The sequence below is a fragment of the Nocardioides sp. NPDC054178 genome, assembly GCF_055585005.1.
Map to the genome: position 1 here is coordinate 273065 of NZ_JBVJKY010000007.1, position 12377 is coordinate 285441.

Below are 12377 nucleotides of genomic sequence, written 5' to 3' on the forward strand. Positions count from 1 at the left end.
GGCCCCCGTGTCGGCCACTCCACTGACCACGAACCAGGACCTCGACCCGGCGGCGCTGCGCAGAGCGTTCGGCGTCTTCCCCACCGGCGTGGTCGCGGTCGCCGCCGTCGTCGACGGCGACCTCGTCGGCCTCGCCGCGTCGTCCTTCACGTCGGTGAGTCTCGACCCACCGCTGGTGTCCTTCTCGATCGCACGGACCTCGAAGACCTGGCCCGACCTACGGCGGGCCGCGCACCTCGGGGTCACCGTCCTGGCCGAGCACCATGGCGACGTCTGTCGTCAGCTGGCCGGACCGGTCGAGTCTCGTTTCGACGGCGTGCGGGTCAGCGAGACCGAGGCGGGCGCGCTCACCCTCACGGAAGGCCTGGCACGGTTCGACACGACCGTGTATCGCGAGGTGGAGGCGGGTGACCACACGATCGTCCTGCTGCAGGTCCGTTCCGTCGAGCACGCCCAGGGGCAGCCGCTCGTGTTCCATCGGTCCTCCTTCGGCAGGCTCGCCGCCTCGGAGCAGGGGTCCGTGGACGGACGATGAGCCCGGGAGCGGTCCTCGCATGTCCTCGGCGTGGCCGGGTACCGCGAGCGGATGACTGAGATGAACCAGGACGCCGCCCGCGTGCAGGCTCTTCGAGGGGTGGTCGAACGAGTCACCGCCTGGCAGGAGACCGCACCCGAGGGGACCATCCGCGACGAGCTGGTCAAGGCGCTGCACGAGGCGGGGGTGACCCTCACCCAGGAGCAGACCGAGCTCGTCACGGAGAAGATCTCGCACCAGGAGGAGGTCGACGTCGACCTGCTGGCCGCCCACAGCGGCGAGGGCGGTCCCGCCTGACGCCGAAGTGGGAACGGCTTCGGTGCATGTCGGTCCGGTCGTCGGTTACCGGTCGAGTCATGAGTGAAGAGCAGCTTCAGCCAGAGGACACGCTTGACGACCGTGGTGTCGACGACGTCCTGGACGAGGGCTACTCGCCGCCCGAGCGGCCGCGGGGCGTCACCGCGAAGGGTGTGACGCCGCGGGAGGAGATCGAGGGCGAGACCATCGACGAGCGGCGGGCTCAGGAGGAGCCGGAGGTCTGGGAGGAGGCCGAGGCCGAGGCTGACGCCGACATCTTGGACGGGCCGGTGACCGGGGAGGTGGGCGAGGCCCGTGCCGGTCGGCTCACCAGCCCCGATCAGGGTGTGCGCGAGGACGATGAGGGCAGGCTCATCGGGCATGACGAAGGCATCGACGGCGCCGGCGCCTCGGCCGAGGAAGCGGCCGTACACATCGTCGAAGAGCCCCCTGACTGAGGCTGATCCGGACCTTTCGCGGGTACCGGTGCAGGGCTGGATCCCTTCACCGCAGAGGAGAAACTGCCGTGTCCGAAGACGTGACCGACCTGATCATGCAGGACCACCGCGAGGTGGAGAGCCTGTTCGAGAAGCTCGAGCGAGAACCAGAGGTACGAGCCGGGCTGACCCCGGTCCTGGTGACGCTCCTGGCCGCGCACAGCCGCGCCGAGGAGGCCGAGGTCTATCCGGTCGCCCGCGACGAGGCGGGCGAGGCCGAGGACGTCGCGCACAGCCAGGAGGAGCACCTGCTGGCAGACCGCCTCCTCGCCGAGCTCAGCGAGTGCGACCCCTACTCGACGGCGTACGCCGACAAGCTGCGCGAGGTGGTCGAGGCGGTCAGCCACCATGTCGAGGAGGAGGAGAGCACTGTGCTGCCGGGCATCCGCGACAGGCTCGACGACGCCCGTCGTGCCGAGCTGGGGAAGGCCTTCTTGAAGAGCAGGCAGGAGCACCTCGGCGAGATGCCCCAGGACATCACCCGCGACGAGATGCGCCGCCAGGCCGCCAACGCGGACATCCCCGTCGGCGACAAGGACAAGCAGGCCCTACGACGCGAGCTGGATCAGCACGCCGACAAGTGACGCACTGCGACGGGAGGCGGTCAGCTCCCCGCCATGATGAGGCAGGTCGCGACGGCGTGGCCGATGACGCGGCCGGTCTTGTCGGTGATCTCGGCCTCGGCGGTCGCGGTGCGGCGTCCGATGGTCACGACACGGCCTTCGCAGGTGAGGGTGCCGCTGTCCAGCGTGGCCGCGCGGGTGAACTTGATGGTCAGGTCGAGCGAGGTGTAGCCGGTGCCCGCCTTCAGCTTGGTGTGGACCGCACAGCCGAGGGCCGAGTCCGCGAGGGTCGCCAGGATGCCACCGTGCACGGTGCCGATCGGGTTGTAGTGCCACTCCTCGGGGGTGAGCTCGAAGACGGCCCGCCCGTCGCCGACCTCGACCAGGCTCATGCCGAGGGTCGCGTTGATCGGCGGCGGGTCGAGCTCTCCGTCTCCGAGCTGCTCGAAGAAGTCGATCCCGTCGAGCTCCCGGGCGGCGGTGGCGTAGAGCTGGGGGTCGGTCCACGAGTAGGTGCGTTCACGCACCGCTCGGGTCGGCTCGGAGGTCGTGTTCTGGGTCATGGGGTCAGATCCGCTCGATGATCGTGGCGTTCGCCAGGCCGCCGGCCTCGCACATGACCTGCAGGCCGTAGCGGCCGCCGGTCTGCTCCAGGTTGTTCAGCAACGTGGTCATCAGCCGGGCGCCGGAGCCGCCCAGCGGGTGTCCGATCGCGATCGCCCCGCCGTTGATGTTGACCTTGGCGAGGTCCGCGCCGGTCTCCCGCTGCCAGGCGAGCACGACGGAGGCGAACGCCTCGTTGACCTCGAAAACGTCGATGTCGTCGATGGAGAGGCCGGCGCGGGCCAGCACCTTCTGGGTCGCGGGGATGATGCCGGTGAGCATGAAGATCGGGTCGTCGCCGGCGACGGCGAACGAGTGGACCCGTGCCCTCGGGGTCAGGCCGAGTCGCGCCGCGGCCTCCTCCGAGGCGACCAGGATGGCGGCCGAACCGTCGTTGATGGGCGAGCTGTTGCCGGCCGTGACGCGCCAGTCGATGTCGGGGAACCGGGCCACGGAGTCCTCGTTCCTGAAGGCCGGCCGAAGACCCGCGAGCGACTCGGTCGTGGACGCCGGGCGGATCGTCTCGTCGGTGCGCAGGTCGTTCACGTAGGTGACCTGCGAGTCGAAGTGTCCGTTCTTCCACGCCGTCGCGGCCCGCTGGTGCGACTCGGCCGCGAACTCGTCCAGCTCCGTGCGGGACAGGTCCCACTTGTCGGCGATCAGCTCTGCCGAGATGCCTTGCGGGACCAGACCGCCGTCGTAGCGAGCGTTCACCTGGGGGCCGGCGAAGTCCTTGCCCAGGAACTGCGAGCCCATCGGGATCCGGCTCATGGACTCCACGCCGGAGGCGATGGCTACGTCATAGGCGCCGGCGATCACGCCCTGCGCGGCGAAGTGGAGCGCCTGCTGCGAGCTGCCGCACTGCCGGTCGACCGTGACGCCGGGCACCGACTCGGGGAACCCGGCACCCAGCAGGGCCCAGCGTGCGGTGTTGCCCGACTGCTCACCGACCTGTCCGACCGCGCCGCTGATCACGTCGTCGACGACGGCCGGGTCGATGCCGGTGCGGTCGACCAGCGCGGCGAGGGCGCGGGAATGGAGGTCGACGGCATGGATCTCGGCGTAGGCGCCGCCGGGCTTGCCCTTGGCCACAGGCGTACGGACGGCGTCGAGGATCACGGCGTTCGGCATGGTGGTTCTCCTTCGTGTTCGAGTGGTTGGGTGATCAGCGAGGTGCAACCATCAGCGGTTGCGTGACGACGGCGAACGTGCCGTGCTCGTCGGACATGTTTCCCTGGGCCAGGCCGATCCCGTCCGGGCCGATGGTGCTGCGGGCGTCGAGCAGCATCCACTCGCTCACGGGCGGTCGCTCGACGGTGACGGTCACGGTCGGGGGGATGAAGTACCACGAGCTCATCGGCAAGGAGCCGGACAGGCCGTTGGTGGAGTCGGCGAGGGTGAGGAGACGCTGCACGGGGGAGGTCTGCTCGCCGGCGACCAGCGGGACGCGCAGGCGCGCCCAGACCGTCGCCGGCCCGGGCTCGTAGCCCCCGCTGACGAACCGCCAGTCGAGGGCGCGGCCGTAGCCCCAGTCCGGGCTGACCCCCTCGAAGAAGCGCTCGGAGGAGGCCGACGGAAGGTCGGGCACCTTCTCCGCCGGACGCCAGTGTTCGCGGGTCGAGCCCGGTGTGGCCCGGATCAGCCAGGCGCTCGCCTTGACGGCGAGCTGGTCACCGGCCCAGAGCGAGGCCTCGACGAGCTCGACGCGGCGGCCCGGCCGGACCACGTGCGCCTCCACGCGCATGGTGCCCTGCGGGATCCCGCCGAGCATGTCGGCCGTGAACCGGGCGATCGACAGCCCTGGGTCCGTACGCACCGATTCGACGGCGCGGGCCAGCAGGGCCGCAGGAGGGCCGCCGTGCTGCAGCGAGTGGTCCCAGGGGCTGGCCGTCGCCGGGGTCGACTCGAAGACACCGTCGTCGCCGGTCGGCAGGTAGAAGGCCTCGAAGTCGCGGGTCATCAGCGGCTCAGCTGGGGGTAGAGGACCTCGATCGGCTGAGCGAGACCCGCCTTGACGTCGGCGCTCACCTGGTCGGCCAGGATCTCGTACGCATCACCCTCGAGGCCGTCGTAGGCGCTGCGGACCACGTCGGCCGGGTCGTTCTTCGGCTCCGTGATGCGGACCGTCATCGGGGTGTCCGTGTATCCCAGGTGCAGGGCCGCGACGTGGACGCCGTCGCCCGCCAGCGCGAGACGCTGGGTGTTGGTCGCCGACCACAGCGCGGCCTTGGTGGCGCTGTAACCGTCCCCGATGCCGTACCAGCTCAGCACCGAGAGCACGTTGACCACGACTCCGCGGCCGGCGCGCAGCGCCGGCAGGAAGGTGTTGGTGACGTCGAGGGCTCCCCAGAAGTTGGTCTCGAAGAGGTCGCGGGCGGCGCTCAGGTCACCGGTCACGCTGGCGCCGTTCGAGCTGCCTGCGTTGTTGATGAGGACCGTGACGTCTCCCGCCACCGCGGCCGCCTCGGCGACCGAGTCGTGGTCGGTCACGTCGAGTCGCAGCGGCACGATGCGGGGATCGCTCCACTCGCGGGGAGTGCGGGCGGCCGCGTACACCTTGGCGGCGCCGCGCTCCAGCGCCTGGTGGACGAAGTGGGTGCCGAGGCCGCCGTTCGCTCCGGTCACCAGGACGACCGCGTTCGCGAGAGTGGGCATGTGGTTCTCCTGTGTCGAGGGCGGGGTGCCGCCTGAGTTGGTTTTTCCAACGTACTCGGGTTGGTTTGGTTTTCCAACTCGATTAGGATCGAACTCATGATGACGCAGGTACGTGAGTGCTCGGTCGCGCGGACGCTCGAGCTCGTCGGCTCCAAATGGACCCTGCTCGTCGTGCGTGAGCTGTTTCTCGGAAGTCACCGGTTCGAGGAGATCGCCCGGTTCACGGGCGGACCGCGCGACATCCTCACCGATCGCCTCCGCAGGCTCGAGGCGCACGGGCTGGTGACGCGGGTCCAGTACGAGCAGCGTCCGCCGAGGTTCGAATACCACCTGACCGACCTCGGACGCTCGCTCGCGCCGATCATCGCCACGATGCGCGAGTTCGGCGACCGTCACCTTGCCGGTGAGGACGGTCCGCCGGTCAGGTTCGATCACTCCTGCGGCGCGGAGTTCCACCCCGTGCTGGCCTGCAAGGCCTGCGGCGAGGTCGTACGCAGCGGTGAGGTCGAGATCGCAGACGCCGCGATCTGACCGGGCCGAGGGCGGTCCGGGGCGCTGGGCCGGGTCCTGTGAGGTAAGCCGCCACGCCGGGGCGACCGCCGGGTCGGCACAGAACATCATGTGACACTTGTCACTCGTCATATGTCTTACTACTCTGTTCCGGGCGCGAATGTTAGCGCTCACAAAGGAGTAGGCATGAACACTCGGAGTGATGTGAAAGTCGGGCGTAGGCGGCTCGCCCTTACCGCCGGCGTCGCGAGCGTTGTAGCGGCGTCGGTGGCCGCAGGGTCGGGTGCGGCGGCAGTGGATAGGGCAGTAGATACGGCCGGCAGCGTTCCGGCCGCCGTGTCTGCGGACCAGACCGACCGGGGCGGCCGCGCGCTCGAGCGCCCCTTCGCCATGCCCGGCTACACCGAGCGGGACGACAACGGCGCACTGTTTGTCGGGGAAGGGGAGAGCAGGTTCGCCCTGCGGGTGAACCTGCTGACGTCGGGCAACCGGCTGATCCGGGAGAACCAGGGTCTGCTGGCGCACGTCGCGGACGTCGGACCCGTGACCACCGACGGCTCGTACTACGAGGTGCGGATCAGCAGCGATGACCGGACGATCACGCCGGAACGGCTCGGCGCGCTGCGCGAGATCCTCGCCAACCCTGATGCCTGGTCGCCGGACCAGGTGCGGGAGGCTCGGGATCTCCTGCCTGGTCTGGAGGCGAAGTACGAGCAGGTCCGCCGGGACGAGCAGACGATCGTCATCAGGTTCGCGCGCACGGCACCCAACACCCTGGTGGGCTCGGTCACCGCGCTCGAGGACGACACGACCGTGTTTCTCGAGACGGCGCCCCCGTGGAGCGAGGCGAGCAGCTACCGCGTCACCGGCGACGGCATCCGCGCCTCGAGCCAGGGCCTCGACGACCCCGATCTGACCGGGCACTTCGCACTGACACCCACGCAGCGACCCGACGACGGTGGGGCGTACGCCTCGATGGACGACCTGGTCGCCGCGATGGAGGGCGAGCCGGCAGAGCCGGGCGAGGCCGCCGCGGCGCTGCGTTACTCGCTCGACGCGGACGAGACCATCACCTTCACGACGTCGGTCTCAGGTGCCTCGCGGGCAGCAGCCGCCGCACCCCGTGGCGAGATCCTCGCGACGCTCGACCGCGCCGAGGCCCGCGCCGACCACGGCACGCTCAGCGGCAGCGGGCCTGTCGGGCGGTCCGCGACGGCGATGCGCAGCGCCATCGCGCTCAACGCCAACTACGACGAGACGCACCGCAACAGGTTCCTGGTGTGGGGCTGGGGACGCGGCGGTGCGGAGAACGACAACATCTTCACCGGCTGGGACTCCGCGTGGGACGCGATCATCGCGCTCACCGTCGACCCCGAGCTGGCCAGGCAGCACGAGAAGGACATCTTCGACGCCGGCGGCCCGCGCTACGACCAGCTCCACTCCGGACCGATGCACGCCTACGCCGTCAAGCGGATCTACGCAGCGACCGGTGACCGGGAGCTCGTGGAGCAGGCCTACCCCGAGCTGGCCGGCTTCATCGCGAAGCTGCCCGAGTGGGACGTCGACGGCGATGGCCTCTTGGAAGCGCCCTATGACCCCGATCCGAGCAAGGTCGGCAACCACCTGGGCCTGGACGACCTGCCGCTCTATGCTGCCGCCCACCGGGTGCCGAAGGACGGCGGCAGCGGCGACGAGCGGGACAACACCGACCTCACCGACGTGGCGCTGACCTCGTACTACGCCCTCATGGCGCAGTCGATGGCCGAACTGGCCGACGCCCTGGGCCACCACGACGACGCGCGCCGTTACCAGGCGTTGTTCGACAAAGTGAAGAAGGCCGCCAACAAGACCCTGTGGAACCAGGAACAGGGCATCTACCTCGACCGCCACCTCGACGGCCGCTGGGGCCGGGTCATCACGCCGACGATCTTCTACCCGCTCTTCGGGGGACTGGCCACCGACGAGCGGGCGGAGCGGACCGTGCGGGAGAATCTGCTCGACCCCGAGAAGTTCTGGGGCGAGTACGCCGTGCCGAGCATCAGCCGGAGCGCACCGGAGTATTGCGCGAACGGCCTGGACCGACCGAACGCCTCGACCGGCTACCGCTACTACATCGGCTGGGGCCAGGAGAACTCCTGCGAGCAGTGGCGCGGAGCCGTGTGGCCGCCCATGAACGCCACGGTCTATGACGGCCTCAAACGGTACGGCCTCGACGAGGCGGCCGGTGAGCTCGCCCAGAAGAGCACCACGATGTGGCTGGACAGCTGGGACGAGGACGGCTGGTTCCCCGAGTACTTCGACCCGGAGCCGGGACAGGCCATCAGCTCGGCGGCCGTGGACAGCGCTTGGCGCTACTACACCTGGTCGAGCGTGATGCCGCTGATGGCGGTGCACGAGTTGGTGGCCGAGGACGCGTGGGGCCGGCCCGGGGCGGTCACGTTCGGATCGCACGCGCTGGAAGGCCGCAACACCGTCGACGACGTGCGGGTGGCCGGGCATTCGTACGCCGCGACGGTGAGCCCGGCGCGCACCGAGCTGCGACAGGACGGTCGCAAGGTCTTCCAGGCCGTCGGCGGGCGGCTGGTGGTGCGCGACTTCGTGCCCTCCGCGCGGCGCGGCTGCTTCGAGGTGAACGCGGACGCCTCGACAAGCCTGCAGGTATTCGGCGGCGGCGCCCCGCGCAGAACCACTGTGGGCGCGGGCCGTACCGAGGTGTGCCTCTAGCCAGATCTCGCCCGAAGACGATCCACGACCAGCCCATCCCGGAAAGCACTGAGATGCAAGGAGCAACCACGATGCGAGTCACCCATGCCCCGGAGCCCTCCGGGCCACCAGAACGAAGGCAGAACCGTCGACGCCGACTCTCGATGGCGTCGGTCACGGCCGCGGCGCTCCTGGCCGGGACCGCCCTGGTCGGTGGGACCGCCGCGGCCGCCCCGGTCGCCGCCTCTGTCGCCGCCACGGCGAGCTCGGCCGAGCCCGTCACCATCGCTGTCGACGGCGAGAGCGCGGGACGTACCTATGACGGCGTAGGGGCGACCTCCGGGGGCGGGGCGACATCCCGGCTGCTGCTCGACTACCCGCGCGAGGAACGTGCTGAGATCCTCGACTACCTCTTCAAGCCCGGCTACGGCGCCTCGCTGGAGATGCTCAAGGTCGAGATCGGCGGCGACACCAACACGACCGACGGCTCCGAGTCGAGCCATGAGCACGTTCGCGGTGAGGTCAGCTGTCACGCCGGCTACTCATGGTGGCTCATGCGCGAGGCGGTCAAGCGCAACCCCAAGATCAAGCTGGGCGGCCTCGCCTGGGGCGCCCCGGGCTGGCTCGGCGACGGCGAGTACTACTCGCAGGACACGATCGACTACTTCATCGACTGGCTCGACTGCGCCCGTGAGCACGACCTGACCATCGACAACGTCGGCGTACGCAACGAGCGCGAGTACGAGGTCCAGTGGATCAAGGACTACCGCGCCGCCCTCGACGCGGCCGGCTACGCGGACGTGCGGATCATCGCCTCCGACGAGGCTGCACGCAAGGGCGAGTGGCCGATCGCCGTCGACATGACCGACGACCCCGAGCTCTTCGACGCGGTCGGCCTGCTCGGCAACCACTATTCGCGCGGTCCCAGCTCGGCGACCGCCCAGGCGTTGGGCAAGCCACTGTGGATCTCCGAGGGTGGACCCTGGTCGGCCGAGTGGGGCGCGGGCGGATCGTCCGCCTCGGTCCCGTCGCTGATCAACCACGCCTACATCGACGGTCGCATCACCGGGGTCAACTTCTGGAACCTGATCACGTCCTACTACGACGGTCTGAGCATCTCCGACGCCGGTCTGATGCGGGCGAACACCCCGTGGTCGGGCGCCTATCAGGTGCAGTCGGCGATCTGGGCGGTCGCGCAGACGACGAGGTTCGCCGAGCCCGGCTGGCAGTACCTCGACACCTCCTCGGGCTACCTCGACGCAGCCGACACGGCACAGGGCAGCTTCGTCACGCGCAAGGCACCGTCGGGCGGTGACTGGAGCACCGTGATCGAGACCATCGGTGCTGCCGCGCCCCGCACGGTCACGCTCTCGGTCGAGGGCGGACTGAAGGCGCGTGACCTGCACGTCTGGCGCTCGACGGCCGAGGACCGGTTGGTCCGCCAGCCCGACCTGCGCAGGAACCAGGACGGCACGTACGCCGTGACCGTGCCGGCGAACGCGGTTGTCACCGTCACGACCACGACGGCCAAGGGTTTCGGCACCGCCGAGGGCTGGCACGAGTCCGCCTTCCCGTTCCCGTATCGCAACACCCTCGCGGACGGCGGAGCGAGCGGTCAGACGCCCTACTTCTCCCAGATGGAGGGCGCCTACGAGGAGCGGCCGTGCCAGGGCGGCCGCAAGGGAACGTGCCTGACCCAGGTCTCCCCGCAGCCCGCGATCTCCTGGGCCGCCTGGAAGCAGCCGGCCGGGATCCTCGGCGACCTGAACTGGTCCGACTACACCGCCTCGGTCGAGGCGTACGTGCCCGAGGGAGGTACGGCCCAGGTGCTCGGCCGCGTCTCGAACGACGCGATGGCGCCGGTGCCGAACGGCTACGGGCTGAGCCTGGACGCCGACGGGACCTGGTCACTGGGCCGTGGCGTACCTGGTGGGAAGTCGTGGTTGGAGCTGACCAGCGGAACGACCGGTGCCACCGGCGTGGGTTGGCACGACCTCGACCTGTCGTTCGCCGACGAGGTGATCACCGCGTCGATCGACGGCACCCGGGTCGGCGAGGTCACCGACGACACCTGGACCTCCGGCATGGTCGGGCTCTCGGGCGACTACTCCGCGGTGCAGTTCGCCGACCTCACGGTCGCCCCGCTGCAGCCGGTCAAGACGATCGACGTCAGCCGCCACCGCGGCTCCTTCGAGCTCGAGTTCGACGGGACCCAGGCCACGCTCGCCGGTCTGTCCGGTGCCCGTCCCGGGAGCGCGAAGGTCTCGATCGACGGGAACGAGCCCGTCATGCTGCCCTATGGCGGCAAGCGTGAGGTCGAGTGGCGGACCCCTGTGCTGGTGGACGGGGCGCACACCCTCCGCTTCGAGGTTCCCTCCGGCTCTCGAAGCGTGGGCGGCGGAGTCTCGGTCGACCGTGTCGAGGTGGTTCGCGGGAACGGAGGACGGAGCTCGGTGGACGACCAGAGCGAGGGCACCGGCCAAGGCCGCCTCGACTATCAGGGCGAGGGCTGGTTGAGCTGCCCCGGCTGCATCAATCGGACCGGCCTCTACCACTCCTCGGTGACCTCGACGACGGTCGCAGGCGACTCGGTCGACTTCAGGTTCGCCGGCTCGTCCGTCGAGGTGTACGGGATGCGAGCCTCCAACCAGGGCATCGCCACCGTGCTCGTCGACGGGGTCGAGGTCGGCACCGCCGACTTCTACGGCCGCACCCGCATCGGCAATCAGCTGATCTGGTCCAGCCCCGCCCTCGGAGCCGGTGAACACACGCTGACCATCGTGGCGACAGGCAAGGGCAACGACTCGGACTCGGGTCGGGGGATCAGCATCGACCGGATGCTCGTACGTCCCTAGGCGGGTGGGTCCGGCCCTGTGAACGATTCACAGGGCCGGACCCGCTGCACGGCGGAGTGACGCCTTCGGTCAGCCGACCGGCGGCCCGGCAACGAGGGCGACGACGGTCAGGGCGGCGACGCTGGCGAGGCCGGTGGCCAGGCCGCGTACGGGGTTGCGGAGGAGCCAGGCGAGCGGGCGCTCGAGTGGGCGGGCCGGAGATTCCTCGATGAGGCGCCACGCCGGGGCGAGGAGACCGCGGCGCTCGGCGTACCGCTCGAACCAGAGGGTGAGGAGCGGCGGGATCGAGGAGGCGAGGCCGGCGACCAGGCGGCCGAAGGACCAGCGCTGGTCGACCGCGATCGCGACGGTGGTCACGCAGTAGGTGATGAACACGATCCCGTGCAGCATCCCGAAGATGCTGACGCCCAGCTCGGTCGTCTCGGTGACGTACTTCAGGAACATGCCGCCGAGGAGTCCGGTCCAGGTCACCGCCTCGGCGGTGGCGACGATCCGGTAGACACGAGACGGCGAACTGAGGAGTGCGGGCACGTGGCCAAGTTTATTCGCACCCGTGTACTGGTATGAATCGGGCGGCTATGGGTACCGATCGCGGCATGACGACCGAAACGCTGCACTACACGATCCCAGGCCTGGACGAGGACGCTGCGCGGACGACCATCGATCTTCTGCAGTCCCGTCTTCATGCCACCAACGACCTCCAGCTCACCCTCAAGCACGTGCACTGGAACGTGGTGGGACCCCACTTCATCGCCGTCCACCAGATGATCGACCCCCAGGTCGACGCGGTACGCGCCATGGCCGATGCGCTCGCCGAGCGCATCGCGACCCTGGGTGGTGCCCCGCGAGGCACCCCGGGTGCGCTGGTCAAGGAGCGGGAGTGGGACGACTACAGCATCGGCCGGGCCACCACCCAGGAGCACCTCGCCGCGCTCGACGTCACCTACCAGGGCGTGATCGGCTCCTACCGAGAGGCGATCAAGACCCTCGATGACATCGACCTGGTCACCCAGGACATCCTGATCGGCCAGACCGAGCAGCTCGAGCTCTTCCACTGGTTCGTACGCGCCCACCTGGAGGACCAGGGCGGTCAGCTGAAGACCAGCGGCCAGAACACGGAGACGGGAGCGGCGCAGGCCGCCCACGGCTGAGGGCTTCG

The 12377-nt window shown here is 69.8% G+C and carries 13 protein-coding genes; 8 read left to right on the forward strand and 5 right to left on the reverse strand.

Translation table 11 applies throughout. From position 1 onward, the window contains the following. The first annotated feature begins 7 nt into the window (after positions 1 to 7). The 4 genes from ACZ6WN_RS23805 (at position 8) to ACZ6WN_RS23820 (ending at position 1913) form a co-directional block, all read left to right on the forward strand. A complete protein-coding gene (locus tag ACZ6WN_RS23805; RefSeq protein ID WP_465868168.1) occupies positions 8 to 535 on the forward strand; it encodes a flavin reductase family protein in 528 nt (175 codons plus the stop codon). Between the two features lie 51 nt (positions 536 to 586). Continuing rightward, positions 587 to 832 carry a hypothetical protein gene (locus ACZ6WN_RS23810; RefSeq protein ID WP_465868170.1) on the forward strand — a complete coding sequence of 82 codons (246 nt, stop codon included), beginning with the start codon at positions 587 to 589 and terminating at the stop codon, positions 830 to 832. A 59-nt stretch (positions 833 to 891) separates the two neighbouring features. Continuing rightward, entirely contained in the window at positions 892 to 1290 is a 399-nt protein-coding gene (locus tag ACZ6WN_RS23815; RefSeq protein ID WP_465868171.1) for a DUF5709 domain-containing protein, read from the forward strand. Between the two features lie 68 nt (positions 1291 to 1358). Further along, positions 1359 to 1913: a hemerythrin domain-containing protein gene (locus ACZ6WN_RS23820; protein WP_465868173.1), complete on the forward strand. Its 555-nt coding sequence runs from the start codon at positions 1359 to 1361 to the stop codon at positions 1911 to 1913. A gap of 20 nt (positions 1914 to 1933) precedes the next feature. On the opposite strand, the gene ACZ6WN_RS23825 is transcribed toward ACZ6WN_RS23820, so the two are convergent. From ACZ6WN_RS23825 to ACZ6WN_RS23840, 4 genes are read right to left on the reverse strand one after another with little or no spacing between them, the layout of a single operon-like run. Next, positions 1934 to 2455 carry a PaaI family thioesterase gene (locus tag ACZ6WN_RS23825; protein WP_465868175.1) on the reverse strand — a complete coding sequence of 174 codons (522 nt, stop codon included), beginning with the start codon at positions 2453 to 2455 and terminating at the stop codon, positions 1934 to 1936. Between the two features lie 4 nt (positions 2456 to 2459). Continuing rightward, complete coding sequence (locus tag ACZ6WN_RS23830) at positions 2460 to 3626, reverse strand: acetyl-CoA C-acyltransferase (protein WP_465868177.1); 1167 nt, start codon at positions 3624 to 3626, stop codon at positions 2460 to 2462. Positions 3627 to 3660: 34 nt separating this feature from the next. After that, complete coding sequence (locus tag ACZ6WN_RS23835) at positions 3661 to 4455, reverse strand: thioesterase family protein (RefSeq protein WP_465868179.1); 795 nt, start codon at positions 4453 to 4455, stop codon at positions 3661 to 3663. Continuing rightward, entirely contained in the window at positions 4455 to 5150 is a 696-nt protein-coding gene (locus tag ACZ6WN_RS23840; RefSeq protein ID WP_465868181.1) for an SDR family oxidoreductase, read from the reverse strand. Before ACZ6WN_RS23840 ends, ACZ6WN_RS23835 begins: the two co-directional genes overlap by 1 nt. Before the next feature lie 96 nt (positions 5151 to 5246). On the opposite strand from ACZ6WN_RS23840, the gene ACZ6WN_RS23845 reads away from it, so the two are divergent. From ACZ6WN_RS23845 to ACZ6WN_RS23855, 3 genes are all read left to right on the forward strand, one after another. Continuing rightward, a complete protein-coding gene (locus ACZ6WN_RS23845) occupies positions 5247 to 5681 on the forward strand; it encodes a winged helix-turn-helix transcriptional regulator (protein WP_465868183.1) in 435 nt (144 codons plus the stop codon). 315 nt (positions 5682 to 5996) lie between these two features. Next, complete coding sequence (locus ACZ6WN_RS23850) at positions 5997 to 8384, forward strand: amylo-alpha-1,6-glucosidase (RefSeq protein ID WP_465868185.1); 2388 nt, start codon at positions 5997 to 5999, stop codon at positions 8382 to 8384. Positions 8385 to 8455: 71 nt separating this feature from the next. Continuing rightward, positions 8456 to 11218: a hypothetical protein gene (locus ACZ6WN_RS23855; RefSeq protein ID WP_465868187.1), complete on the forward strand. Its 2763-nt coding sequence runs from the start codon at positions 8456 to 8458 to the stop codon at positions 11216 to 11218. Positions 11219 to 11287: 69 nt separating this feature from the next. Here the strand turns inward: ACZ6WN_RS23855 and ACZ6WN_RS23860 are convergent, their stop codons facing one another. Further along, the gene (locus ACZ6WN_RS23860; protein ID WP_465868189.1) at positions 11288 to 11749 is read right to left on the reverse strand and encodes a DUF3817 domain-containing protein; all 462 of its coding nucleotides are present in this window, start codon (positions 11747 to 11749) and stop codon (positions 11288 to 11290) included. Positions 11750 to 11814: 65 nt separating this feature from the next. Here ACZ6WN_RS23860 and ACZ6WN_RS23865 point away from each other — a divergent pair, with 65 nt between their 5' ends. Further along, positions 11815 to 12369 carry a Dps family protein gene (locus ACZ6WN_RS23865; protein ID WP_465868191.1) on the forward strand — a complete coding sequence of 185 codons (555 nt, stop codon included), beginning with the start codon at positions 11815 to 11817 and terminating at the stop codon, positions 12367 to 12369. Positions 12370 to 12377: the final 8 nt, after the last annotated feature.